Origin of the sequence: Bordetella parapertussis, from assembly GCF_020735925.1 — a bacterium.
Lineage (GTDB): Bacteria > Pseudomonadota > Gammaproteobacteria > Burkholderiales > Burkholderiaceae_B > Bordetella > Bordetella pertussis.
The window spans coordinates 466,934-491,217 of sequence record NZ_CP085971.1; the positions used below are offsets into that span (position 1 = coordinate 466,934).

The 24,284-nt window shown below is 66.4% G+C and carries 21 protein-coding genes and 2 pseudogenes; 6 read left to right on the top strand and 17 right to left on the bottom strand.

The features are described from left to right. The first annotated feature begins 28 nt into the window (after window positions 1-28). The 3 genes from thiL to LK409_RS02170 are packed head-to-tail and all read left to right on the top strand — an operon-like array spanning window position 29 to window position 2,147. Window positions 29-1,045: a thiamine-phosphate kinase gene (thiL, locus tag LK409_RS02160; RefSeq protein ID WP_010927718.1), complete on the top strand. Its 1,017-nt coding sequence runs from the start codon at window positions 29-31 to the stop codon at window positions 1,043-1,045. Further along, window positions 1,042-1,584 carry a phosphatidylglycerophosphatase A family protein gene (locus LK409_RS02165; protein ID WP_003808602.1) on the top strand — a complete coding sequence of 181 codons (543 nt, stop codon included), beginning with the start codon at window positions 1,042-1,044 and terminating at the stop codon, window positions 1,582-1,584. Before thiL ends, LK409_RS02165 begins: the two co-directional genes overlap by 4 nt. Further along, a complete protein-coding gene (locus LK409_RS02170) occupies window positions 1,581-2,147 on the top strand; it encodes a CinA family protein (RefSeq protein ID WP_003808604.1) in 567 nt (188 codons plus the stop codon). The genes LK409_RS02165 and LK409_RS02170 overlap by 4 nt, the downstream gene beginning before the upstream one ends. A gap of 138 nt (window positions 2,148-2,285) precedes the next feature. Here LK409_RS02170 and pyrF read toward each other — a convergent pair whose 3' ends face one another. From pyrF to LK409_RS02190, 4 genes are all read right to left on the bottom strand, one after another. Continuing rightward, entirely contained in the window at window positions 2,286-3,107 is an 822-nt protein-coding gene (gene pyrF / locus LK409_RS02175; RefSeq protein WP_003808606.1) for an orotidine-5'-phosphate decarboxylase, read from the bottom strand. A gap of 7 nt (window positions 3,108-3,114) precedes the next feature. Further along, entirely contained in the window at window positions 3,115-4,434 is a 1,320-nt protein-coding gene (locus LK409_RS02180; RefSeq protein ID WP_003808608.1) for an NAD(P)/FAD-dependent oxidoreductase, read from the bottom strand. 50 nt (window positions 4,435-4,484) lie between these two features. Then, window positions 4,485-4,883, bottom strand: coding sequence for a diacylglycerol kinase (locus tag LK409_RS02185; protein WP_003808610.1), 399 nt, complete (start codon window positions 4,881-4,883; stop codon window positions 4,485-4,487). A 90-nt stretch (window positions 4,884-4,973) separates the two neighbouring features. Continuing rightward, complete coding sequence (locus LK409_RS02190; RefSeq protein WP_059565463.1) at window positions 4,974-5,864, bottom strand: YihY/virulence factor BrkB family protein; 891 nt, start codon at window positions 5,862-5,864, stop codon at window positions 4,974-4,976. Between the two features lie 301 nt (window positions 5,865-6,165). Here LK409_RS02190 and brkA point away from each other — a divergent pair. After that, window positions 6,166-9,208: pseudogene (brkA, locus tag LK409_RS02195) on the top strand (serum resistance autotransporter BrkA). A 101-nt stretch (window positions 9,209-9,309) separates the two neighbouring features. Here the strand turns inward: brkA and groL are convergent. The 8 genes from groL to LK409_RS02235 form a co-directional block, all read right to left on the bottom strand. Then, the gene (groL, locus tag LK409_RS02200; RefSeq protein WP_003808619.1) at window positions 9,310-10,953 is read right to left on the bottom strand and encodes a chaperonin GroEL; all 1,644 of its coding nucleotides are present in this window, start codon (window positions 10,951-10,953) and stop codon (window positions 9,310-9,312) included. Between the two features lie 32 nt (window positions 10,954-10,985). Continuing rightward, window positions 10,986-11,273, bottom strand: a complete 288-nt coding sequence (gene groES / locus LK409_RS02205) for a co-chaperone GroES (RefSeq protein WP_003808621.1) — start codon at window positions 11,271-11,273, stop codon at window positions 10,986-10,988. A 391-nt stretch (window positions 11,274-11,664) separates the two neighbouring features. Continuing rightward, a complete protein-coding gene (locus LK409_RS02210; protein WP_010926000.1) occupies window positions 11,665-12,294 on the bottom strand; it encodes a DUF4286 family protein in 630 nt (209 codons plus the stop codon). After that, complete coding sequence (locus LK409_RS02215) at window positions 12,291-12,992, bottom strand: maleate cis-trans isomerase family protein (RefSeq protein WP_003808629.1); 702 nt, start codon at window positions 12,990-12,992, stop codon at window positions 12,291-12,293. Before LK409_RS02215 ends, LK409_RS02210 begins: the two co-directional genes overlap by 4 nt. 48 nt (window positions 12,993-13,040) lie before the next feature. Next, window positions 13,041-13,676 (bottom strand): DUF4286 family protein, encoded by a 636-nt coding sequence (locus tag LK409_RS02220; protein ID WP_010927720.1) that lies wholly within the window; start codon window positions 13,674-13,676, stop codon window positions 13,041-13,043. 43 nt (window positions 13,677-13,719) lie between these two features. Continuing rightward, on the bottom strand, window positions 13,720-15,429 hold the full coding sequence (locus LK409_RS02225) for an FAD-dependent oxidoreductase (RefSeq protein WP_010927721.1): 1,710 nt from the start codon (window positions 15,427-15,429) through the stop codon (window positions 13,720-13,722). Window positions 15,430-15,490: 61 nt separating this feature from the next. After that, entirely contained in the window at window positions 15,491-16,441 is a 951-nt protein-coding gene (locus LK409_RS02230) for a tripartite tricarboxylate transporter substrate binding protein (RefSeq protein WP_003808634.1), read from the bottom strand. A 606-nt stretch (window positions 16,442-17,047) separates the two neighbouring features. After that, window positions 17,048-18,022, bottom strand: a complete 975-nt coding sequence (locus tag LK409_RS02235; RefSeq protein WP_310591440.1) for a LysR family transcriptional regulator — start codon at window positions 18,020-18,022, stop codon at window positions 17,048-17,050. Window positions 18,023-18,108: 86 nt separating this feature from the next. On the opposite strand from LK409_RS02235, the gene LK409_RS02240 reads away from it, so the two are divergent. Continuing rightward, window positions 18,109-19,854, top strand: coding sequence for an FAD-dependent oxidoreductase (locus tag LK409_RS02240; RefSeq protein ID WP_010927723.1), 1,746 nt, complete (start codon window positions 18,109-18,111; stop codon window positions 19,852-19,854). A gap of 146 nt (window positions 19,855-20,000) precedes the next feature. Beyond that, on the top strand, window positions 20,001-20,930 hold the full coding sequence (locus LK409_RS02245; RefSeq protein WP_225665669.1) for a Bug family tripartite tricarboxylate transporter substrate binding protein: 930 nt from the start codon (window positions 20,001-20,003) through the stop codon (window positions 20,928-20,930). Window positions 20,931-20,966: 36 nt separating this feature from the next. Here the strand turns inward: LK409_RS02245 and LK409_RS02250 are convergent, their stop codons facing one another. The 5 genes and pseudogenes from LK409_RS02250 to LK409_RS02270 form a co-directional block, all read right to left on the bottom strand. After that, window positions 20,967-21,719, bottom strand: coding sequence for an IclR family transcriptional regulator (locus LK409_RS02250; protein ID WP_003808642.1), 753 nt, complete (start codon window positions 21,717-21,719; stop codon window positions 20,967-20,969). A gap of 114 nt (window positions 21,720-21,833) precedes the next feature. Continuing rightward, window positions 21,834-22,217, bottom strand: coding sequence for a carboxymuconolactone decarboxylase family protein (locus LK409_RS02255; protein ID WP_003808644.1), 384 nt, complete (start codon window positions 22,215-22,217; stop codon window positions 21,834-21,836). 15 nt (window positions 22,218-22,232) lie between these two features. Beyond that, window positions 22,233-22,637 carry an NAD-binding protein gene (locus LK409_RS02260; protein ID WP_256375518.1) on the bottom strand — a complete coding sequence of 135 codons (405 nt, stop codon included), beginning with the start codon at window positions 22,635-22,637 and terminating at the stop codon, window positions 22,233-22,235. 33 nt (window positions 22,638-22,670) lie between these two features. Continuing rightward, a pseudogene (locus LK409_RS02265) lies at window positions 22,671-23,222 on the bottom strand (NAD(P)-dependent oxidoreductase); the annotation flags it as partial. Between the two features lie 172 nt (window positions 23,223-23,394). Then, window positions 23,395-24,081, bottom strand: coding sequence for a hydrolase (locus LK409_RS02270; RefSeq protein ID WP_010926001.1), 687 nt, complete (start codon window positions 24,079-24,081; stop codon window positions 23,395-23,397). Window positions 24,082-24,284: the final 203 nt, after the last annotated feature.

Here is a 24,284-nt window from a genome sequence, read left to right on the forward strand (position 1 = left end):
CGCGCCCGCGCGGCGCGTCCGTTCGCGTTTGCTGGCAGGAGTCGCCTTGGCGTCCGAGTTCGACCTGATCGCGCGGTATTTCACCAGGCCGGCTCCCGATGGCGTGCTCGGCGTGGGCGATGACTGCGCGCTGTTTCCCGTACCGCCCGGCCAGCAAGTGGCCACCAGCACCGACCTGCTGATCGAAGGGCGGCACTTCTTTCCCGACGTCGATCCGCAGGCGCTCGGCCACAAGGCGCTGGCCGTCAATCTTTCCGACCTGGCCGCCATGGGCGCGCGCCCCGTCGGCTGCCTGCTGGGGCTGGCGCTGCCCGGCGTGGACGAAGCGTGGCTGGCGGCGTTTGCGCGCGGCTTCCAGGCCCTTGCCGATACGCACGCCTGCCCGCTGATCGGCGGCGACACCACCCGCGCCCCGCAACGGCTGCTGGCCATCAGCGTTACCGTGTTCGGCGCCGTGGCGCCCGGCCACGCGCTGCGCCGCGCCGCCGCGCAGCCGGGCGACGATGTCTGGGTTTCCGGGGAGCTGGGCGCGGCCGATATCGCCTACCGCCTGCTCGATCGCCAATTGCCCGCCGACCCCTTGCGCCTGGCCGCCACCCGCGCGGCGCTGGAGTGGCCGCGGCCGCGTGTCGAGCTGGGCATGGCGCTGGCCGGCCTTGCGCGCGCCGGCATCGACATTTCGGACGGCCTGCTGCAGGACCTGGGCCACATTCTTGCCGCCAGCGGCGTGGCGGCCGAATTGCGTTACGACGCGCTGCCCGTCGCGGCCGCGCTGGCCGGCCTGCCGGCCGAGACCGTGCGCCGCGCCGCGCTGGGCGGCGGCGATGTCTACGAACTCTGCTTCACCGCCGACCCGGCGCATCGCCAGGCCATCGGACAGGCGGCGCACGGCGCGGGCGCGCCCGTCAGCCGCATTGGCCGCATCCTGGCGGGACAAGGACTGCGCGTGCTGGACGCCGATGGCGCGCCGCTGGGCGAACTGCCGGGCGGCTTCGATCATTTCTCCGACGCAACGGACCAGCCGGCCCCCGGCCGCCGACCATGAACCCGCCCGACGCCAACCCCGACCCGACTTCGATGCAGGCGCGCACGCGCGTGTCCTATCCCAGCTGGAGCTGGGTGCGCGCCAGGCCCGCGCGCCTGCTGGCTTTCGGCCTGGGCAGCGGCCTGTTGCGCCCGGCCTCGGGAACCTGGGGCACCTTGCTGGCCTGGCTGAGCTGGTTCGTCTTCGCGCCGCTGGCGCCCGACTGGGCGCTGGGCATGGGCATAGCCGCGGCGTTTGCCTATGGCTGCCTGGCCTGCGGACAGGCCGGCCGGGAACTCGGCGTGTCCGACCACGTCGGAATGGTATGGGATGAAATCGTGGCGTTCTGGCTGGTGCTGTGGCTGGTGCCGCAGACCGTGGCCGCCCAGGCGCTGGCGTTCGTCCTGTTTCGCGTATTCGATATTGCCAAGCCGCCACCCATCAAGTATTTCGACGCGCGCATCAAGGGCGGGTTCGGAGTGATGTGGGACGATATCGTAGCCGCCGCCTATACCTTGCTGGTCATGGCGATTCTGGTCCGCATGGGAGTATTCACATGAGCTTGCACGACACCCAGGGGCGCGCCGGCCTGGCGCCCACGCCTCTGACGGCGGCCGCCATCCAGGGGCTGGCGGAAATGGTCGGAGAGGCGCTGTTGCGGCGCGACTGGATGATGGGCACTGCCGAGTCGTGCACCGGCGGGCTGCTGGCCGGCGCGGTCACGTCGGTGGCCGGTTCCAGCGACTGGTTCGAGCGCGGCTTCGTCACCTACAGCAATGCGGCCAAGGTCGCCGAGCTGGGCGTTTCGGGCGAGACGCTCGATCACTATGGCGCGGTCAGCGAGCCCGTGGCGCTGGAAATGGCCAATGGCGTCCTGCTTGCCACGCCGTCGGCGCAAGTCGGCGTGTCCACCACGGGCATCGCGGGTCCGGGCGGCGCCACGCCGGGCAAGCCCGTCGGCATGGTGTGCTTCGGCTTCGCCATGCGCGCCCACGGCGGCATCACCTCGCGCGCCATCACCCATGTGTTTCCCGGCGATCGCGCCCAGGTGCGCAACGCCTCGGTCGAGTTCGCGCTGCGTGGCATCCTGGAATTCCTGGGAGAGCCGGTCAATCGAGGCTGACTTTCTCGGGTGCCAGTCCCCGCCGGGGACAGGCACCTGGACACCCAGATTCAACGTGTGCCTGTCCCCCTGCGGGGACAGGCACCCTGAGAAGTCAGCGGGTGCCAGTCCCCCTTCGGGGACAGGCACCCGGGGGGGTTACGTTCTTACCGCGTTGATGGCGTCGCGCAGGCCGCGCGCGGCTTCGCCGGCGGCCTGGCGCCAGTCTTCGCCCGTGCTGGCGTACAGGATGGCGCGCGACGAGTTGATCATCATGCCCGCGCCGGCGCTGTTGGCGCCCGCCTGCACGGTGGCGTTGATGTCGCCGCCCTGGGCGCCGATGCCCGGCACCAGCAGCGGCACGGCATCGCCGATGCGCTGGCGCACCGCCGCCAGTTCGTTGGGGAAGGTCGCCCCGACCACCAGGCCGCACTGGCCGTTGGCGTTCCACTTGTCGGCCACCAGGCCCGCCACATGCAGGTACAGCGGCTGGCCGTCGGCCATTTTCAGGAACTGCAGGTCCGAGCCGCCAGGGTTGGACGTGCGGCACAGCACGATGACGCCGCGGTCGCCCCAGGCCAGGTACGGCTCGACCGAGTCCAGGCCCATGTAGGGGCTGACCGTCAGCGCGTGCGCCTGGTAGCGCTCGAATGCCTCGCGGGCGTAGTTCTCGGCGGTCGAGCCGATGTCGCCGCGCTTGGCGTCCAGCACGATGGGCAGGTCGGGATGCTGCGCGCGGATGTGCTGGCACAGGGCTTCGAGCTGGTCTTCGGCGCGGTGCGCGGCGAAATACGCGATCTGCGGCTTGAAGCTGCACGCGTACGGCGCGGTGGCGTCGACGATGTCGCGGCAGAACTGGAAGATGGCGTCGGGCTTGCCTTCCAGTTCGCGCGGAAAGCGCTTGGGGTCGGGGTCCAGCCCCACCTGCAGCAACGATTGGCTGGCGCTCCAGGCGTGTTCGAGTTTCTTCAGGAATGTCATGGCGAGGTCAGTGCAGTTTGACCCTGGGACGGGTGCGCCGCATCAACAGGCGCGCCAGGGCAAGCGTGGCGGTCCGCGAAATACCGAGCACCGCGCGGTGGTGCATCAGGTGCAGACTCATGTACATCAGGCGCGCCAGTGTACCGCTTACGAACAGGCCGCGCCCGGCCAGCTTGCCCATCAGGCTGCCCACCCCGGACCCCTGGCCCAGCGAAACCAGCGAGCCGTGGTCGTGGTACGCATAGGCCTCGGTGGGTTCGGCGGCATTGCGCAGGCGGGCCGTCAGCTTGCGCGCCAGGTAGTCGGCCTGCTGGTGCGCCGCCTGCGCGCGGGCCGGCACGGTGCGTCCGTCCTTCCAGGGCGCCGCGCAGCAATCGCCCAGCGCCAGGATGTGGGGATCGGGGCTTTCCAGGCGTTCGTTGACTTCCAGCTGGCCCAGCCGATTGAGCGGCAGGCCCAGTTGCCGGAACAGCGGCGGCCCTTCGATGCCGGCGGCCCACAGGCACATCGTGGCCTCGAAGCGCCGGCCGTCGGCGGTGACGACATGGTCGGCGCCGACTTCGGCCACCCGGCAATCGGTTTCGACGCGCACGCCCAGCTCGGTCAGGCGGGCGTGGGCCGCGCGCGAGATCTTCTCGGGCAGGGCCGACAGAATGCGCGGCGCGCCTTCGACCAGCGTGATGACCAGGTCGCGGTCGGCGCGGAAATTGGGCAGTCCGTAGGCGCTGACCACATGGCTGGCCTCGATCAGCTCCACGGCCAGTTCGACGCCGGTGGCCCCGCCGCCGACGATGACCAGGTCCAGGCGCGCCGAGGGGTCGTGAACCTTGCGCAGGTCCACCTGCACCATGGCCTTGAGCATGGTCAGGCGGAACTGCTCGGCGTTCTCGGTGGTGTCCAGGGTAACGGCGTGTTCGGCCGCGCCCGGCGTATTGAAGAAGTTGGAAGTGCTGCCCATGGCCAGCACCAGCGTATCGTACGAGAGTTCGCGCGGCGGCAGGACCTGCTGGCCGGACGGGTCGGCCACCGGCCCGACCTGGATCTGGCGCCGCTCGCGCTCGATGCCCTGCAATTCGCCTTGCGCGAACGTGAAGTTGCACATGTTGGCCAGCATCAGGTAGGACAGGCCTTCCTGGTGGATGTCCAGCGTGCCGGCGGCGGCTTCGTGCAGGGAGGGTTTCCAGATGTGGAAAGGGCGGCTGTCGACCAGCGTGACGCGCTCGCGCCCGTGGGCGCGGCCCAGCTTGGCGGCCAGTTCGAGGCCGCCGGCGCCGCCGCCCACGATGACCACGCGATGAGGGGAACCTGTATTCGGGGTCTGCGTCATGCGGCAAGTATAGAGTGGCCCGGCGCGCTTGGAAACGGCGGCGCCGCCGCTCAGTCCAGGACGAAGCGGCTGATGAGCACCGCCACCCAGACCGCCAGGGTGAACAGCAGCATCAGCATGACCGCGGCGCTGCCGAGGTCCTTGGCCCGGCCCAGCAGGGGATGGGTCTCCACCGACAGGGCGTCGGCCAGCGCCTCGATGGCGGAATTGAGCAGCTCGGCCACCAGCACCAGGATGACCGAGGCGATCAGGATGAAGACTTCGTCGGTGGTGCGGCCCAGGAAGAATGCCGCGGGCACCAGCAGGATGGCCAGGACCAGCTCCTGGCGGAACGCCGCCTCGTATTTGATGGCTGCCTTCAGCCCTTGCAGCGAGTAGCGCAGCGCGTTGAGAATGCGGCGCAATCCGCCTGTGCTCTTGAAGGGGGAGGGATGAGGGGTATGGGCCATGGTCGGATTGTGTGGCGTCTAGGGTTGGCTGGCCGCGTTTTTAACAGATATGTGTTGCCCGCGTGAGCCCTCTGCGGCCGCCTGCCGCCTTCAGGCGGGGGCGGCCCGGCGCAGGTTGCCGAAGCGCTCGGCGAACTGCCGGGTGAAGACGGCGCCGAAGAAGAAAATCTGCGCTGAATAATAGATCCACAGCAGCAGCGCGATCAGCGAACCCGCCGCCCCGTACGCCGATACCGCCGCGCCGCGTTCCAGGTACAGGCCGATGCCCCATTTGCCGGCCAGGAACAGCGCCGCGGTCACGATCGCGCCGGGTATCACGTCGAGCCAGGGAATGCGCTTGCTGGGCAGCAGCTTGTAGACCACGGCGAACAGCGCGGTCACCACCGCGAACGAAAAGAGGTTCGACAGCCAGTCGGCCGCCATCGCGAAGGCCGATGTGCTCCATAGATCGCCGTAGTATCCCTTGGCCGCGCCCAGCGCCGCGTTGAGGGTCAGCGAAAGCAGCAGGAACAGCGCCAGCACCAGCACCAGGCCGAATGACAGCATGCGGCTGCGCACCAGCCCCTGCAAACCGCTCTTGTCTTCCTTGACGTCCCACAGTTCGTCCAGGCTGGCCTTGAGTTCGGCGAAGGCCGTGGTGGCGCTGAACACCAGCACGCATATCGACAGCAGCGCGGCCAGCCAGCCGCTGCCCGATTCGTGCGCGCTGGCCAGCACCGTCTGGATCACCTCGGCGCCGCGCTCGCCGGTGAGGTCGCGCACCTGGCTGAACAGTTCCGAGCGCACGGCCTCTTCGCCAAAGAAGGCGCCGGCCACCGCGATCACCAGGATCAGCATGGGCGCCAGCGAGAACACCATGTACAGCGACAGCGCCGCCCCCTTGCTGGAAGCGCGATGGCGCGACCATTCGCGGGCCGAATCGGTCAGCAGCGCGCCGATGTCGCGGAGGTGGGGCAAGCGGATCTGGCGTGGCAAGCGCATGGCCTCGGGTTGGATGGGACAGCTTGGTGGCGGAAGTATCGACCGTGGCCGGCCGCGGTTCGAGGAGGTCTTCCGGACTTCATGACGTCGTGCGCAATTTTCATAGGAAAGCACGGCTATTCGGGAAAGCTCTTGTTGGGCCTCGGACTTCATCCGGCATTCATTATGACGTGGGCTTCGGATATTGCGCAAATCCCCGCATGGCTCGTGCCTGATTCCATTGGGACGCGGTCGTTTCCTTCGCGTCACCGGCGTCGTACGGCAGGCGGGTCGGTTTGTTCAACTTCTCTTTTGGTGGCACATGTATCTCGATAGATTCCGTCAATGTCCGTCTTCCTTGCAGATCCCGCGTTCCGCGTGGCGCCTGCATGCGCTGGCCGCAGCCCTGGCGCTGGCCGGCATGGCCCGGCTGGCGCCCGCGGCGGCGCAGGCGCCGCAGCCGCCCGTGGCCGGCGCGCCGCATGCGCAGGACGCCGGGCAGGAAGGAGAGTTCGACCACCGGGACAACACGCTCATTGCAGTCTTTGACGACGGCGTCGGCATCAATCTCGACGACGATCCCGACGATCCCGACGAGCTCGGCGAGACGGCGCCCCCCCACGCTCAAGGACATCCACATCTCGGTGGAGCACAAGAACCCGATGAGCAAGCCGGCCATCGGGGTGCGTGTCAGCGGCGCCGGCCGCGCGCTGACGCTGGCCGGCTCGACCATCGATGCCACCGAGGGCGGCATTCCCGCAGTGGTACGGCGCGGCGGCACGCTGGAGCTGGATGGCGTCACCGTGGCGGGCGGGGAAGGGATGGAGCCGATGACGGTCTCTGACGCCGGCAGCCGCCTGAGCGTGCGCGGCGGCGTGCTGGGCGGCGAAGCGCCGGGCGTCAGCCTGGTCCGGGCCGCGCAAGGCGGCCAGGCGAGCATCATCGACGCGACGCTGCAGAGCATCCTCGGGCCCGCGCTCATTGCCGACGGCGGCTCCATTTCCGTCGCCGGCGGTTCGATCGACATGGACATGGGCCCGGGATTCCCGCCGCCGCCTCCACCGCTTCCCGGGGCGCCGCTGGCCGCGCATCCGCCGCTCGATCGCGTTGCCGCGGTGCACGCCGGCCAGGACGGCAAGGTGACACTGCGGGAGGTGGCGCTGCGGGCTCACGGACCGCAGGCGACGGGCGTCTATGCGTATATGCCTGGCAGCGAAATCACCCTGCAGGGAGGCACAGTCAGCGTGCAGGGCGATGACGGGGCCGGCGTGGTCGCCGGCGCGGGCCTGCTCGAGGACTTGCCGCCCGGCGGCACGGTGCGGCTGGACGGAACCACGGTGTCGACCGATGGCGCCAACACCGATGCCGTGCTGGTTCGCGGCGACGCGGCGCGCGCCGAGGTCGTCAACACCGTGCTGCGCACCGCCAAGAGCCTGGCCGCCGGCGTATCGGCCCAGCATGGAGGCCGCGTCACGCTGCGGCAGACCCGCATCGAGACCGCGGGCGCGGGGGCCGAGGGCATCTCCGTGCTGGGCTTCGAGCCGCAGTCCGGCTCCGGTCCGGCCAGCGTCGACATGCAGGGCGGCAGCATCACCACGACCGGCAACCGCGCCGCCGGCATCGCGCTCACCCACGGCAGCGCCCGCCTGGAAGGCGTGGCGGTGCGCGCCGAGGGCAGCGGCTCGAGCGCCGCGCAGCTGGCCAACGGCACGCTGGTCGTCAGCGCAGGGTCGCTGGCCTCGGTCCAGTCCGGCGCGATCAGCGTGACCGACACGCCGCTGAAGCTGATGCCGGGCGCCCTGGCCAGCAGCACGGTCTCGGTCCGGTTGACCGACGGCGCCACGGCGCAAGGCGGCAATGGCGTGTTCCTCCAGCAGCATTCCACCATTCCGGTGGCGGTTGCCCTCGAGAGCGGCGCCCTGGCTCGCGGCGATATCGTCGCCGACGGCAACAAGCCCGTCGATGCCGGGATCTCCCTCAGCGTGGCCAGCGGCGCCGCCTGGCACGGCGCCACCCAGGTGCTCCAGTCGGCCACGCTGGGCAAGGGCGGAACCTGGGTCGTGAACGCCGACTCCCGGGTGCAGGACATGTCGATGCGCGGCGGGCGGGTCGAATTCCAGGCGCCCGCGCCCGAGGCCTCTTACAAGACCCTGACCCTGCAAACCCTGGACGGCAACGGCGTGTTCGTGCTGAACACCAACGTCGCCGCCGGGCAGAACGACCAGTTGCGGGTCACCGGCCGCGCCGATGGCCAGCACCGCGTGCTGGTGCGCAATGCCGGAGGCGAGGCCGACAGCCGGGGCGCCCGCCTGGGCCTGGTGCATACCCAGGGGCAGGGCAACGCCACCTTCCGGCTGGCCAACGTCGGCGAGGCGGTTGACCTGGGCACGTGGCGCTACAGCCTGGCGGAGGATCCGAAGACGCATGTCTGGAGCTTGCAGCGCGCGGGCCAGGCCCTGTCGGGGGCGGCCAATGCCGCCGTGAACGCGGCGGATCTTTCCAGCATCGCCCTGGCCGAGTCCAACGCGCTGGACAAGCGCCTGGGCGAGCTGCGCCTGCGCGCCGACGCCGGCGGGCCATGGGCGCGTACGTTCAGCGAGCGCCAGCAGATCAGCAACCGCCACGCCCGCGCCTACGACCAGACGGTCAGCGGGCTGGAGATCGGCCTGGACCGTGGCTGGAGCGCGTCGGGCGGGCGCTGGTACGCCGGCGGCCTGCTCGGCTACACCTATGCCGACCGCACCTATCCCGGCGACGGTGGCGGCAAGGTCAAGGGCCTGCACGTCGGCGGCTACGCCGCCTATGTCGGCGATGGCGGCTACTATCTCGACACCGTGCTGCGGCTGGGCCGCTACGATCAGCAATACAACATTGCCGGCACCGATGGCGGCCGCGTCACCGCCGACTACCGCACAAGCGGCGCCGCATGGTCGCTCGAAGGCGGGCGCCGGTTCGAGCTGCCCAACGACTGGTTCGCCGAACCGCAGGCCGAGGTCATGCTGTGGCGCACGTCAGGCAAGCGCTATCGCGCCAGCAATGGCCTGCGCGTCAAGGTGGACGCCAACACCGCCACGCTGGGCCGCCTGGGCTTGCGCTTCGGCCGCCGCATCGCCCTGGCCGGCGGCAACATCGTGCAGCCCTACGCCAGGCTCGGCTGGACGCAGGAGTTCAAAAGCACGGGCGATGTGCGCACCAATGGCATTGGCCATGCCGGCGCAGGCCGCCACGGCCGCGTGGAACTGGGCGCGGGCGTCGACGCCGCGTTGGGCAAGGGGCACAACCTCTATGCTTCGTACGAGTACGCGGCGGGCGACCGGATCAACATTCCGTGGTCGTTCCACGCCGGCTACCGCTACAGCTTCTGAGCGAGCTCCAATGAAAAACCCCGCCAGGCGAACCTGGCGGGGTTTTTTTTCGGGAAGGCCGCCGCGGCAAGCCGCGGCGGTTTCGGCCGGGAAGGCGGGACTTAGAAGTCCATGCCGCCCATGCCGCCCATGCCGCCGGGCATTGCCGGAGCAGCAGCGGGCTTGTCTTCCATCAGCTCGACCACGGCGGCTTCGGCCGTCAGCAGCAGGCTGGCCACCGAAGCGGCGTTCTGCAGCGCGGTGCGGGTGACCTTGGTCGGGTCCAGCACGCCTTGCTCGACCAGGTCGCCGTACTCGCCGGTCGCGGCGTTGTAGCCGTAGTTGCCCTTGCCGTTGAGCACGGTGTTGACCACCACGCTGGCTTCGTCGCCGGCGTTGGTGACGATGGTGCGCAGGGGCTCTTCGACAGCGCGCAGGATCAGCTTGATGCCGGCGTTCTGGTCAGCCGTGTCGCCCTTCAGGCCAGTGATGGCCTGCTTGGCGCGCAGCAGCGCAACGCCACCGCCAGGAACCACGCCTTCTTCCACCGCGGCACGCGTGGCGTGCAGGGCGTCTTCGACGCGAGCCTTCTTTTCCTTCATTTCGACTTCGGTGGCAGCACCGACGCGAATCACGGCAACGCCGCCGGCCAGCTTGGCCACGCGCTCTTGCAGCTTCTCGCGGTCGTAGTCCGAGGTGGCTTCCTCGATCTGGGCGCGGATCTGCTTGACGCGCGCTTCGATCGACTTGCCGTCGCCGGCGCCGTCGATGATCGTGGTGTTTTCCTTGGCCACTTCGATGCGCTTGGCCTGGCCCAGATCCTGCAGCGTGGCCTTTTCCAGCGACATGCCGGTTTCTTCGGAGATCACCGTGCCGCCCGTCAGGATGGCGATGTCTTCCAGCATGGCCTTGCGACGGTCGCCGAAGCCCGGGGCCTTGACGGCGGTGGTCTTCAGGATGCCGCGGATGTTGTTCACGACCAGGGTGGCCAGCGCTTCGCCTTCGACGTCTTCGGCGATGATCAGCAGCGGACGGCTCGACTTGGCGACTTGCTCCAGCACGGGCAGCAGGTCACGGATGTTGCTGACCTTCTTGTCGTAGATCAGGACATACGGATCGTCCAGCGCGGCGACTTGCTTTTCCGGGCTGTTGATGAAGTAGGGCGACAGGTAGCCGCGGTCGAATTGCATGCCTTCGACGACATCCAGTTCGTTTTCCAGCGACTTGCCGTCTTCGACGGTGATCACGCCTTCCTTGCCAACCTTGTCCATCGCGTCAGCGATGATCTGGCCGATCGAGGCATCGCTGTTGGCCGAGATCGAGCCAACCTGGGCGATTTCCTTGCTGGTGGTGACCGGCTTGGACAGTTTCTTCAGCTCTTCCACGGCGGCGGCCACGGCCTTGTCGATGCCGCGCTTGAGGTCGATCGGGTTGAAGCCGGCGGCGACGTACTTCAGGCCTTCCTGAACGACGGCCTGGGCCAGCACGGTGGCGGTGGTGGTGCCGTCACCGGCGTTGTCGGAGGTCTTGGAGGCAACGTCCTTGACCAGCTGGGCGCCGATGTTCTCGAACTTGTCCTTCAGTTCGATTTCCTTGGCGACGGACACGCCGTCCTTGGTCACCGTCGGGGCGCCGAACGAGCGCTCCAGCACGACGTTGCGACCCTTGGGGCCCAGGGTGGTCTTGACGGCGTTGGCGAGGACGTTCACGCCGCGCACGATGCGCACGCGGGCTTCGTCGGCAAACAGAACTTGCTTGGCAGCCATTGTTAGCTTCCTTAGAGAATTCGGTTACGCAATTACTGGATCACGGCGAGGATTTCGTCCTCGCGGATGACGAGCAGCTCTTCGCCATCGACCTTGACGGTCTGGCCGGCGTACTTGCCGAACAGGACCTTGTCGCCAGCCTTCAGGTCGACCGGCAGGATCTTGCCGTCTTCGGTCTTCTTGCCGGGGCCGACGGCCACGACTTCACCTTGATCCGGCTTTTCGGCGGCGCTGTCGGGAATGACGATGCCCGAGGCAGTCTTGCGCTCGTTGTCCAGGCGTTTGACGATCACGCGATCGTGCAGGGGACGCAGGGCCATGAGGAACTCCTGTTTCTAAAGAAAAGAAGAAAAATGATCGGTATTTGGCGCGGGGAGCCTGTTGTTAGCACTCACCGGCGACGAGTGCTAATTATAGGGATGCTTCCGCAGGGTTCAAGGGGGGAGACGGTGCTTGTTACATATTGGCGGGTCTTCGCTGCAGGCCGCCACGCCCGGAGACGCCGGAATCCTCCCCCTCGCAGATACGGCGCCTTGCCGCCGGGGCGGCGAGACCGGGGCGGGCGCATGGCGCGGCCCGGGAATCGGCGGCCGGGTTCAAGCGCGAGGCGGTGCGGCTGTTGCGCCAGGGCGGGCAGGGGGCGGAGTTGCTGGGCGCGGCAACCGCTTGCCTCAACGATGCCAGGCCCCGAGGGCCTGGCATCCTCGGGGCTCAGCTCTCGGGATACACGCCATGCAAGGCGCCACGCGTCCAGTATGGGGTGTACTCGTTGATCATGTCCAAGTGCCTGGCGTAGGGGCCTAGTCCAGAGGTTTTTTCCTGGTGCGAGAAGGATTCGTGGGCTTCAACCAAGGCCAGGAATCGTGGGCCGTTATCGGCGGGCTCGCGATACACGCGAAGCTGCTGAACGCCGGCCCGGTTCGAGAAAGCGCTGCGCAGCGTGCTTACCAGGTCTGCCTCGTGTTGCAGCGTCAAGCCGACGAACCTCAGCAGCAGCAGCCTTGGCGCGCGTTGCGTGATGGCCTGCCGGGGATAGACCTGCTGCGCGGCCATGCGCGACTGGCCGCGCACCCGGTTGAGCACGCGTTTGCTCCATGGGCTGAAGCGCTCGCCGGATACGTCCTGGTAGGGCTTGTCGTCCAGGACCTCGATATTCGACAGGTCATACAAGGCCAGGTAGCGCGGCCAGCCCGCCACGCACACGTATCGCAGGGCGGTCTCGAATCCTGGCAGGCCGGCCCGTTCCGGCAGGTGCTCGGTGTCGTACCAGTCGTTGAATTCCGCTTCCATGCCGGCGGGCGGTTCCATGGAGACAAGCAGTAGGGCTTTGGAGTGGGTCATGATGCGATTGCCTGGATTTGCGTTGCCATGGCCTGGATCGACGAATAGACCGGCCGGCCGAATTCGGTTTCAAGCTGGTGCAGCACGTTGAAGGTGGGCAATTGCGCACAGGCGATGAACATCGCTTCGCAATCGTCGTTCATGGTCTGCCTGGCGATATGCGAGACGGCCTGGGCGCTGATTCTGCCCAGCTCATCCACATCCTTGGCGTACAGGCTGTCGAAGGCGGCGATCTCGATGCCGGCATTTGAAATGAAGCCTTTCAGCTGGGCATTGACGGCATCCGAGTACGGGGTCACCACCGCAACCTTGCGTATGCCGTCCTGGGTCAGCACGGACGTCATGGAGCTGGCTATGGTCGCGACGGGCTTGCCGGTGTTTTCGCGCAGTTGGCGCGCCAGTTCCTGGTCGCCCACGGGGCCCAGCAGGAATCCGGCGGCCGTGCAGCCATATGCCACGACATCGATGTCGCCGGTACCCAGCTTTTCCCTGGCCAGGGCCAGCGCGTTTTCCTTGTAGGCCGGCAAGGCCGCCGCATTCAGCAGGCCTTTGTCTCGTGGGATTTTGACGACTTCAAGGCGGCAGCCGGGCAGCCAGAGCGGCAGTTCCTCTGCCACCCTGGTGTTGTTCTCTGGAATCAAGACGCCGATGCGTATGGCCGTGGGCATGATGAACCTTTGGTAGTGTGACTTGTGCACGCCTGCGCGCCGGGGGCGGCGTGCGGCGGGAAGGCAGGGGGCGCTCTTTTACTGAGCCTCGAAAACCGAAGGCACGTAGCCTCTGCGCCAATACGGGATGTAGAACGTCATCAGGTCCAGATGGTCGGCCGCCGGTCCAAGGGCGCTGGCGGTGACCGGAATCCGCGGGTCGTGCGCGCGGCATTCCACCAGCGCGATATAGTCGCCCTGCAGTGGCCCGGATCCCCTGAAAACCCTGGCCTGAAGCAGATCTTCAGACGAATCCACGATGGCCTGCAGCCCCTCGATGAGCGCTGCCTCATGGGCGCCCGGCATCTCGCGAAAACGCATCACCGCCACTTGCAGCGGCCGGCCCCGATCTCCCATCAAGGCGGGGCCGGGGTATATCTGGTCGCCGGAAAACCGGTACTGGCCATGCAGCTTGGTCAGGATGCGCTGCGCCCAGGGCGAGAAGCGGGCGCCCGGAGCGCGCGTGTACTGGGGGTGTTCAAGCGCATTGACCGAGGCAAGGTCGTACAGGGCCACATATTTGGGCCATCCTTTTACCGCGACATACCGCGACGAGCGATCGAAGCCGGGAACCGTCGACAGGCGCGGAAAGTGTTCCGTGTCGTACCACTCGTTGAACTCTTCTTCCAGGTCCCCGGGCGGGGTCATCATGGCAAGCAGCAGGGCCTTCGTCATATGTCATCCTGGTAAGGTGGTGGTCTCAAGGGCTGGCGCCGCGTCACTGTTTCGAGAGCGACTGGACGGCAAGGTAGGCGCCCACGATCGCGGGCCCCAGTGTCGATCCGCCGCCGGGGTAGAAGCCCCGAAACGGCGAGGCCTGGTCGTTGCCGCAGGCATACAGGCCGGATATGGGTTGCCCTGCGGCATTCAGGGCCTGCCCGGACGCGCTGGTCTTCAGGCCCATCGCGGTGCCTATCGTCGCGGGGTGGATCCGCAGGGCGACAAAAGGCGGCGTTTCGATAGGCGCGAGATTGGGGTTGGGCCAGATCATATTGTGGCCGAACATTCTGTTGTAGGCCGAGGCCCCCTTGTGGAAGTCGGGGTCCTGGCCCGTGCGGGCGCTTTGGTTGTGGCGCTGCACGGCGGCGGCCAGGGCGCCTGGATCGATGCCGATCTTCGGGCCCAGCTTGTCGAGCGTGCTGGCGACGGTGATGTAGCCACGGCGAATCCAGGGGCGCAGCGAGCGGTTCCATGGCCAGGGCCGTATGAGCCCCAATCCGTGCCTGCGGACGAACTCGCGGTCGGTGATGAAGTAGAAGGGTTTTCCATCCGCCCCGCCGTTGGCGAAGATCGCGGTGACGATATCGTGGTAAGAGTTGGCCTCGTTGACAAACCGTTCCCCTTGTTCGTTGACCGCGATCACCCCGGGCCGGCCGCGATCGAGATAGCTGTAGATGACGGGAGTATCGGCGCCGTTCTTTTCGCGGCTGGCCGACGCGGGGGTCCAGAAGCCGACGCTGCTGAGCTCGCGGTCTACCGAGGCGCCCGCATCCAGCGCCGCCTGGATCCCTGCGCCCGTGCAGGCGGGGTTGCACAGGCTGAAGCGATGCGGAGTCGCCGGGCCGTAGCGCCGCAGCATTTCCTGGTTGTGCGCGAACCCGCCAGTGGCAAGCAACACGGCTTTCGACGCCCGGATACGCTTGGGCACGCCGCCGACGACCACGGTCGCGCCGATCACCCGGTCATGGTCGATCGCCAGGCTTTCAAGGTCGGCCTGGGTCAGAATCCTGCAGCCGAGTTTGTCGACACTGTAAAGAAGCCGCGCCGCCAGGGCGTTGCCCGAGCGCAGGTCGGTGCCACGGGCATACCGGATACGGTCCATCCCATACCGCAGCAGCTTGCGCAGCACGCGCATGAGGGCCCGGGGCGATGAGAACGGGCGCAGAAAGTCATGGACCTCTTCGGGGCCGAGCATCAGCCCGCCCAGGACCATCAAGCGGTGCAAGGGGGGATGCAGCAAGGAAAAATTGCGTCCCAGCTTCTTGCCGTCGAAGGGTTGCGGAAACAGCGAGCGTCCGCGTGTCGCGCCGCCCGGCAGGCTTGACCGATAGTCCGGCCAACTCGACAGGTCGAACTTCACCTCCGTATTTTCATTCAGGAAGTCGATGACCTTGCCTCCCGTGGCAAGGTAGGTGTCTATCACTTCCTCCTGGTAGAAATCGCCCAGCAGCGCCTTCAGGTATGTCCTGGCCGCCTCGAGCGTATCGCCCGCGGCCAGCCCGGCCTTGGTGCCAGGCACCCAGATGCCGCCGCCCGAGGTCGCGGTGGTGCCGCCCACATAGGCGAGTTTTTCGCAGATCAGTACGCGCAGGCCTGCCTGCGCGGCAAACAGTGCGGCGGACAGGCCGCCGGCCCCGCTGCCTATCACCAGGACGTCGGTCTCGTCGTCCCAGCGTTCTGGACTGGCTTCAGATACTACGGGGCTCATCGCCGCACTCCTGGCAGGAATCTCTTGGTGTCTTGCTGCATGCATGCCGTGCCCAGGGACCCTATTGCTGCCTGGCGCCCAATTCATCGACCGTCGCCATCCATTTGGCTTCTTCCGCCGCCAGGAACTGGCTCAGTTCTTCGGGCGAGGAGCCCCGCTGTTCCACGCCTTGCGCCGTCAGCTTGGCTATGAGGTCGGGATTCTGCAGCGCGGCCCTGGTGCTTTCGTTCAAGCGCTTGACGATGTCTGGCGGAACGTTTGCCGGGGCCAGCAGTGCGTACCACACCGTGCTGGTGAAGCCGGGCAGGCCCGCCTCGATGGCGGTGGGCAGGTCGGGCAGCAGTGCGCTGCGTTTCGCGCTGGTGACGGCCAGGGCCCGGATCTTCTGCGACTGTATCTGCGGCACCATGGGGCCGATGCCGCTCATCATGAACTGCACATCGCCGCTCATCAGCGCAACCGCCGCGGGCGCCGCGCCCTTGTATGGAATCCGCTGCAAATTCAAGCCGGCGGATTTCAGCATGAGCGCGGTCTGCAGATAGGTGATGCTGGCCGTGGTCGCGTAGTTGAGCTGGCCGTCGCGCGCCTTGGCGTAGTCGATGAATTCCTTCAGCGTCCTGGCCGGCAGGTCGGTTGGAATGGCGACGACGTTGGGCACTTCGCCGATCGTCGAAATGGGCGTGAAGTCGTCGCGAACCTTGAATTTCGCGTCCTTGAACAGGCTGGGATTGATGGCGTGCGCGGAAGAGGCCAGATAAATGGTGTAGCCGTCGGGCTTTGCGTTCCGGACGGCCTGGGAGGCCAGCAGGCTGTCGGCGCCGGGGCGGTTTTCGACCACTATCGGCACCCCCAGCTCGGCGGCAAGCTGCTGGGCGAAGGCGCGCGCCATGACATCGGTGGGGCCGCCGGCTGCAAACCCGGCTATCAGGGTGACCGGCTTGGATGGGTAATCGGACGCCATGGACAGCATGGGCATCAGTGCGGCCAGGCCGGCAAGCATTAATTTGATCATTTTGTCTCCCTTAATAAGTTATTTGAATCTGCATAATCAATAATCAGAATGAATGCTGCATGAATATCGGTGCCGCCCGGCGCCGTGTTTATGAACGGCATGGTATGAATACTCATTCAATATTGGGCGGATAAAGGGCCAGCCCCGATGGCGGCCGCCGGACCGCCGGGATGTGTTCAGTGCGGGAAGATGCGTGTTATTGCCGGGCGCCGATTCCGCGTGCGGCATGCGGCATTTCGGAGCCGGTCGCCGAGGGCGCGCCGGGCCACAGCGTGCTGTCGCCCACGCTGCTTGCCGCCAGGGCGCGCGCCTTGCCGGAGCCCACAAGAGGGCCCGCATGGCCCGCGGTTGCGGCTGTGCCGCGCAGCGGCGTCGGCGCGGCAACCGTCGCGGCAAGCCCGGCGGCAATTCCCCTTGTCATTTTGTCTCCTTCATTATTGAAGTGAATCGACCTGATTGCGAATCTGAATAATGCGAAGCACGCGCTTCACAATATGCATATAGGCAAGGAAGGCGGCTACTTCAAAACTGCAGATCAATATGAATGAATGTCCATTTAATCTACAGAACTTGCAAGCACAAGTCAACGCGCCGTGGCTGGGAATTTTATTTTTCCGCGGGTTTTGCGGTAGGCGGTATTAATCGTTCCGCAACAGGCAATACCGTGGCCAGGCCGCGCGACAGGATCTGGATCAGAGGGTCCGTTTCGGCGCTGCGCGCGTAGGCGAAATGCATGGTGGTGCGGTGCACGCTGATCGGAACGATGAAAAACGCGCCGCGCGCCCGCTCGGCCTCGGCGAATTCGCGGCGGGTGAACCCCAGCCCGACTCCCTGCGACACCATGGCGCGCAGCAATCGTTCGGTGTTGACTTCAAGCGCGGGACGAATGGTGATGTTGTGGGACCGAAACAGTTGAGCAGTGATCTCGGAGTGCGCGCTGCCCGTCGTGGTCATGACCCACGGCAGCTTGGCGAGTTCCGGCCAGGTTGCCGTGGCGACACGTTCGCGCCAGCTTTGGGGGGCCACCACCACCAGTTCGCGCTGTCCGATTTCGTACTCGCGCAGGTTGGCTTCATTCGTGCATGAAACGTAAAAGCCCGCGTTGATTTCCCCGGTGAGGATTCCCTGGCGGACCGAGGACGAGTTGCGGGATTCGATGCTGAGTTCGATCAGCGGGTAGTGTTCATGAAACCACTTGACCAGCGATGGCAGGGCCGCGTGCACCGAGGGGTCTTCGATGGTGCCGATTGCAATCTTGCCCGAAGCGCTGCCGCGCAGTTCGCTGGCAGTGCTGAGCAGTTCCAGCGACGAGGCAAGCAGCCGCGCGGCCTGTTCCGATAGCTGCAACCCCGCCGCGGTGGGAACAACTCCTCGCGGCGTGCGCGTGAACAGCGGAAGGCCGAACTGCTGTTCAAGTGAGCGCAGGTGGTGGCTGGCCGCCGGCTGGCTGATGCGCAGGCGTTCGGCGGCGCGTGTCAGATGACCTTCCTGCACCACAGCGACCAGCGTTCTCAGGTGCGTGAGGTTCAGCACGCCGGACGCGCGAGATTCGGCGGGAGAATCGTGGTCATTCGAGTTCACTATTGGACGCCCCTCATCTTGGTGAATAGTATTCGGCATCACTCTAGCAGAGGCAAGGACGGGCGGACCAGGTGGAAACCACAGCAATGAAAGACGTTACCCCGGCGCTTGCCGACTACCCATGGGATGGTGAGCGGGACGTCATCGTCATCGGCAGTGGATGCGCCGGTCTGAGCGCGGCGCTGCTGGCCGCAAAGAAATCGTTGGACGTGGTGCTGTGCGAGAAATCATCGCAAGTCGGCGGCACCACCGCCAGCGCCGGCGGCGTGATGTGGATTCCGAACTCCCGCGAGGCTCGCGCCGCCGGGGTCGATGATTCATCGGAGCAGGTGCGCGTGTATCTGCGCGCGCTGATGGGAGCGTATTACCGCGCAGACCTGGTCGATCCGTACTTGAAGTCGGCCCCGCTTGCCGCCCAGGCGATTCAGGAGGATACCCAGGTACGGCTGAAGCTGATGCCGGCCATGTCGGATTACCATGCGTCGCTGCCCGGTGGAAAGGCGGGAGGGCGTTCGCTCGAGCCCGAACGCTTCGATGGCCGGCGGCTTGGCGCCGACTTCGAGCTCGTGCGCGCCCCGATCAAGCGCCTGATGCTGCTGGGCGGCCTGTACATCGACAAGCGCCGCATCGACGAGTTTCTCAATCCATTTGGCTCGTTCAGGAATTTCATTGGCGTCATAAGAACGCTGGCTCGCTATGCGATCGACCGCACCAGGTTTTCCCGGGGCACCGATATCGGGGCCGGCAACGCGTTCGTTGCGAGTGCGCTGCTCAGCTTGCGTGAGCGTGGCGTGCCGATATGGCTCAATTCCCCCATGGTGTCGCTGGTGCGCAACCCGCAAGGCGGCGTCGCCGGCGTGGCAATATGCCGCGACGGCAAGTTGCAGCGGATACGGGCGCGCAAGGGCGTCATCCTGGCCGCCGGCGGTTTTCCACGCAATGCGGCCCTGCTTGAAGAGCTGGCGGGCGGTTTTCCGCACGACCAGAGCGTGGGATATGAAGGCAATGTCGGCGATACGCTGCAGGCCGCCCGCCAGGCCGGCGCGGCCATCGACGCCGACCTGGCGTCGCCGTGCTGGTGGACGCCCACGTCCAGGAACAAGGAGGCCGACGGCAGTATGTCGACGGTGCTGTACGGGTATCTCGACCGCAGTCGTCCGGGCATGATCGCCGTGAACGCGGCAGGCAAGCGGTTCGTCAACGATTCGGACTCGTACCACGACATTGTGTACGCGATGTTCAAGGACGGTGTCACGCCGGACAGCCGCTTTTATCTGATTTGCGACCGCCGGTTCGTATGGAAACGGGGCCTTGGCAACTTGATCAAGCCGTATTGCCTGTCTCTGGGACGTTACGTGCGTAGCGGCTACATCAGCACCGGGCGCAGCATACGCGAACTCGCGGCCGCGATCGGGATCGATCCCGATGCGCTGGAAGTAACGGTCACGCGGCACAACGGCTTCTGTGAAACCGGCGTAGACCTGGATTTCGGCAAGGGGGGCAATCCGTACAACCGGATGTTCGGCGATCCGCGGGTCAAGCCGAATCCCAATCTGCTGGCGATCCGCCATGCTCCTTTCTTTGCCCTGCGTATCTACCCGGGCACACTGGGCACGATACTGGGGCTGAAGGCGACGGCCGATGCGCAGGTGGTGGGTCAGGACGGCGAGGCGATTCCGGGCTTGTACGCATGCGGAAACGATATGTCGTCGGTGTTTCGCGGGTTTTATCCGGGGGCAGGCGCCACGCTGGGTCCGGGCCTGGTATTCGCGTATCGCGCCATCGAGCACCTGGCGCGGTCCTCAGGCGGATCGGCCGCGCAATCCGCTTGACAGCACGAGATGGTCTCATTTAAAACTATTCACATGCATAAAATAAAATTCACACATGTGAATAAATAGCGGGCCCGGCATCGGGACCTGCCCACCACCAGGAGACCATCGTGAGCTTCTTTGGCCGTCTAGGCATGGCGTGCGCCATGCTGACACTCGCTGTGCCTTTGGCTGTACGTAGCGCATATCCGGAAAAGCAGGTTCGCATCATCGTGCCCTTTGCCTCGGGCAGCCTGACCGACGTGGTGTTCCGCAGCCTGGCCATGGAGCTGGAGCGCGAGCTCGGCCAGCCGGTCATCATCGACAACAAGCCGGGCGCCAGCGGCATCATCGGAACCCGCGCCGCGCTGAGCGCCGCGCCGGACGGCTATACCCTGGTGTCCGTAGGCGTGACGAACGGCGCCAGCAACAAGTCGCTGTTCAAGGACCTGCCGTATGACCCGAGCAAGGACTTCACGCCCATAGGCAAGGTGGCCGATTCGCCGTTCGTGCTGGTGGTCAGGGCCGACTCGCCGATCAACTCGCTGGCGGACCTGTACAAGCAGGCCCGCGCCGAGCCGGACTCGGTGCGCTACGGCTATGCCTCCGGCAGCGCGCAGGTGTCGGGCGCCATGCTGGCCAACGCGGCAGACGCGCGGTTCGCGTTGATTCCGTACAAGAGCTCGCAGCAGATCCTCACCGATATCGTCGGGCAGGTGGTGGACGTCACCCTGAGCGACTTCGCCGGCGGCATGGCGCTGGTGCGCGGCGACAAGCTCAAGGCGCTGGGCGTGACCTCGCGCACTCGCTTTCCCCTGGCGCCGGAACTTCCCACTTTGATAGAAGGCGGCGCCCAGGACTACGAGATCACGGTCTGGTTCGGGCTGGTGGGGCCGGCGCAGCTGCCGCAAGACGTGCAGCGGCGCCTGTCCGATGCCCTGGTCAATGCGCTCAAGCGTCCGCAATTGATCGAGCGCTTCACCACCCAGGGGCTGACGGCCACGCCGAGCTCATCGCAGGAGTTCAAGACGTTCCTGGACAAGGAAATCCTGGTCTGGGGGCAGATGATCAAATCGGCCGGCCTGACGCCGCAGTAGCGGCGGGGCGGCGGCGGATCCGCAGGGCGCGGTCCGCTACTGCCCTTCGTGCACGGCGATGGCCTGGCGCAGCCGGGCGCCTGTTTGCAGCAAGGTTTCGACGTGCGCGTCCCAGTTGCGCTCCATGCGCTCGTACGGGCCGACGATGGAAACCGCATACCACTCCGAGGCCAGCTGGAACGGCAGGGCGACGGCCGCCAGGTCTTCCACGCTCTCGCCCACGTTGCTGGACCAGCCGCGCGCCTTGGTTTGCGCCATGTCACGCAGGAAGGCCTCGCGCGTGGCGATGGTGCGCGAGGTGAGGGCGCGCCAGTTCGCCTTGGCCAGCAGCGCTTTCTGTTCCTTCTCGTCGAGCATGGGGAAGATCGCCTTGCCGATGGAGTTGGTGTGCGCGGCGCGGCTTTCGCCGACCTGGACGTGATAGCGGATGGGTTGATGCGACAGCGCCACGTCCAGGTAGATGACCTGCCCGTCCTGGCGCTTGCCCAGTACGGCTGTTTCCTGGCTGATGTTGCGCAGTTCCTCCAGGAACGGGCGCACGAGTTCGAGCACCTGATCGGCCGCGTCGATGGACTGGCAGACGAGCAGCATCTTGCGCGTGGGGAAGTAGCCGCCGCGCTTGCGGGTCTCGTAGAGATAGCCCTTGGCCACCAGGGTGCGAACCAGCGCCAGCGTGCTGGACATCGGCACGTCGAGCGCGCGCGCCATGTCGGTCAGCGACAGTGGCTTGCCTTCCTTCGAGAACAGTTCGAACACATCCAGTGTGCGGACAACCAGCTTGACTTCCATGGCAGACCATTCGTAGCAAAAACCCGCTGCCGCCGAGCGGATCGGCGGACAGTTCGAAGGTGCGTCAGTTTACCCGAAGCCCCGCGCCGCTGCGGCCGCCGCCGTCCGCGCCGCTCAGTCGATCAGCTTGCGTTCGCGCAGCACGCCTTCGGCGGTGCGCGTGCCTTCCACGCCCGCGGGAATACCGCAATAGATGGCGACCTGCATCATGACGGCACGGATTTCCTCCACATTGCAGCCATTGTTGACGGCGCCGCCCACGTGGGTCTTGAGTTCCTGCACGCGCCCCATGCACGCCAGCAAGGCGATGACCAGCATGCTGCGTTGCTTGGGCGTGAGGGTTTCGTCGCCCCATACCTCGCCGAAGCAATATTCGTCCGTCAGGCGCCGCAGGCTCCCGTTGAAGCTGTTGGTGCTGTCGACCCGTTGCGCGTAGTACGCGTCGCCGAGCGTCTGCTTGAGGATGTCGCGTCCGACTTCAAGGCGTGTCTTGGCCATGTGGCGCTCCGTGCGTCAGTGTTGGGGTTGCGGTTCGCTGCCGAACTGGGTGCCAGCCCAGGCTTCGTAGCGCTTGATGACGTTGCCGTAGTCGACCGGGCCGTCTCCCTGCGAGATGGCGAACTGCAGCATCTGCCGCGCGGCGTCGCTGACCCACATGGGCACGCCTTGCCGTGCGGCTTCGTCCAGGCACAGCTTGACGTCCTTGTGCAGCAGCGTGGTGGTGAAGCGCAAGGGGAAATTCCGGTCCACGACGCATTGCGGAATCTTCACTTCGGTGGAGAAGTTGCGCCCGCTGGAGACATTGATGATGTCGAGCATGACGCGCGCGTCGATGCCGGCGCGGCTGCCCAGCACCAGGCCCTCGAAGCTGGCCAGCGTCGCCGCGGCGCAGATGGTGTTGTTGATCACCTTCATCAATTGGCCCTGGCCGGGTTCCTCGCCCAGGTAGAAGAGGTTGCGGCCGATGACCCGCAGGATGCCGGATACCGTTTCGTATGCCTGCGGCGCGCCGGAAACCATGATGCTCAGGCTGCCGTCGGCCGCGCCGGAGGTGCCCCCGCTGACCGGCGCGTCCACTAGCTGGATCGCGCGCCCGGCCAGGCGCTCGGCGGCCCGCTTGGAGACTTCCGGGCCTGTCGTCGAGGTGTCGACGATGAACTTGACGGCCTTGCCATGGATCAGCCCCTGGGCCCCGGTCAGCACCTATTCCACCACGGCCGGCGTCGGCAGGCTGACCACGACGGTCGAGACCTGGTCGGCCATGGCCTGGGGGCTGTCCGCCCAGCTTGCGCCGATCGCCTCGAAGGCCGCGCGCCGGGATGCGTCCACGTCGAATACCGCCGGCGCGTAGCCCGCCTCGCACAGGCGGCGTGCCATGTGCGCGCCCATGTTGCCCAGTCCGATAAAGCCGATCTTGTCCACCTTGCGCCCCTCCCTCGATAAGTGTTGGGTAATCGCCAAGTCCCGGGCCCGGCTGTTGGGGCGGAACGGGTTTTCCGGCATGTGAAGGCGTCGACGCGGACCCTGTTGCTGGCCGTCCGGGCCAACCGTCCCGCCGGGCAGGCGCCTGTTGCGCAGCGCGGCCGCCCGGCGGGATGAGTGATTCTACGTATTTCCTGTATGAGAATCAATATTCACTAGTATGAATTTATAGGCCGGCACGGCGCGAGCCTCCTCAGCGTTGGGAATCCAGCTGTTCCTTGTTGGTCACGACGGCCTGCGCCTTCAGGTAGCTCTCGATGAGCAACTGGTAGTCCGGGAATACCGCGCTATAGGCTTCGGCCCATTTTTCGGCGTCCGGACGGTTCCAGGTGCGCTGGATTTCGGAGCATACCGCCGCGGTGTCCATCGGCACGACGCCTGCCTGCACGACCCGGGCCAGGGTGATTTCCTGCGCCATCTTGGAGTAGGTTCCCGAGGCGTCCACCACGGCGAATACCTGATAGCCCTCGGCGACGGCGGCGATGCAGGGAAACGCCATGCACACGCTGGTGATGGTGCCGGCGATGATCAGCTGTTTCTTGCCCGTTGCCTTGACGGCTGCCACGAACTCCGGGTTGTCCCAGGCGTTGATTTCCCCTTTGCGGGCGACGTATCTGGCGTGGGGCGCCGATTCGTGGATCTCCGGGATCAGCGGGCCGTTGGGGCCCTGCGGCACCGAGGCGGTGGTGATGACCGGCATCTTCGCCAGGGTGGCGATCCTGGCCAGCGTGGTGGCGTTGGACCGCAGGGTGGGCATGGGCATGTCATGCACGGTCTGGAACAGCCCGCTCTGGTGGTCGATCAACAGCATGACGGCGTTGTCAGGGTCGATCCTTGGCACCTGCCCGTTGAAATTCGCTATTTGCGCAAAGACGCTCATCGAAATTCTCCTTGAGGTTGTCGTAGCGGCAGCCGTCGCTACGCTGCGTTCGCCGCGTCGGGCAAGGGTGGCCGCGACGCCGCGAGCAAACAGCTTATCGCCGCGCCAGGCGCGCCAATAGTCTGGAAAACGCGCCGCAGAGTCCTGCATCGGGAACGACGGCAGCATTGCCAGGCGCCGTGCCACATGCGCGATAGACGCGC

Excerpts from the sequence above, each read along its gene's own strand:
- LK409_RS02185 (WP_003808610.1), bottom strand. The coding sequence starts at position 4,883 with ATGGCCCATACCCCTCATCCCTCCCCCTTCAAGAGCACAGGCGGATTG.
- LK409_RS02170 (WP_003808604.1), top strand. The coding sequence starts at position 1,581 with ATGAGCTTGCACGACACCCAGGGGCGCGCCGGCCTGGCGCCCACGCCT.
- LK409_RS02210 (WP_010926000.1), bottom strand. The coding sequence starts at position 12,294 with ATGACCCACTCCAAAGCCCTACTGCTTGTCTCCATGGAACCGCCCGCC.
- LK409_RS02225 (WP_010927721.1), bottom strand. The coding sequence starts at position 15,429 with ATGAGCCCCGTAGTATCTGAAGCCAGTCCAGAACGCTGGGACGACGAG.
- LK409_RS02220 (WP_010927720.1), bottom strand. The coding sequence starts at position 13,676 with ATGACGAAGGCCCTGCTGCTTGCCATGATGACCCCGCCCGGGGACCTG.
- LK409_RS02190 (WP_059565463.1), bottom strand. The coding sequence starts at position 5,864 with ATGCGCTTGCCACGCCAGATCCGCTTGCCCCACCTCCGCGACATCGGC.
- LK409_RS02230 (WP_003808634.1), bottom strand. The coding sequence starts at position 16,441 with ATGATCAAATTAATGCTTGCCGGCCTGGCCGCACTGATGCCCATGCTG.
- pyrF (WP_003808606.1), bottom strand. The coding sequence starts at position 3,107 with ATGACATTCCTGAAGAAACTCGAACACGCCTGGAGCGCCAGCCAATCG.
- LK409_RS02165 (WP_003808602.1), top strand. The coding sequence starts at position 1,042 with ATGAACCCGCCCGACGCCAACCCCGACCCGACTTCGATGCAGGCGCGC.
- LK409_RS02270 (WP_010926001.1), bottom strand. The coding sequence starts at position 24,081 with ATGAGCGTCTTTGCGCAAATAGCGAATTTCAACGGGCAGGTGCCAAGG.
- LK409_RS02245 (WP_225665669.1), top strand. The coding sequence starts at position 20,001 with ATGCTGACACTCGCTGTGCCTTTGGCTGTACGTAGCGCATATCCGGAA.
- LK409_RS02180 (WP_003808608.1), bottom strand. The coding sequence starts at position 4,434 with ATGACGCAGACCCCGAATACAGGTTCCCCTCATCGCGTGGTCATCGTG.
- groL (WP_003808619.1), bottom strand. The coding sequence starts at position 10,953 with ATGGCTGCCAAGCAAGTTCTGTTTGCCGACGAAGCCCGCGTGCGCATC.
- groES (WP_003808621.1), bottom strand. The coding sequence starts at position 11,273 with ATGGCCCTGCGTCCCCTGCACGATCGCGTGATCGTCAAACGCCTGGAC.
- LK409_RS02255 (WP_003808644.1), bottom strand. The coding sequence starts at position 22,217 with ATGGCCAAGACACGCCTTGAAGTCGGACGCGACATCCTCAAGCAGACG.
- LK409_RS02240 (WP_010927723.1), top strand. The coding sequence starts at position 18,109 with ATGAAAGACGTTACCCCGGCGCTTGCCGACTACCCATGGGATGGTGAG.
- LK409_RS02250 (WP_003808642.1), bottom strand. The coding sequence starts at position 21,719 with ATGGAAGTCAAGCTGGTTGTCCGCACACTGGATGTGTTCGAACTGTTC.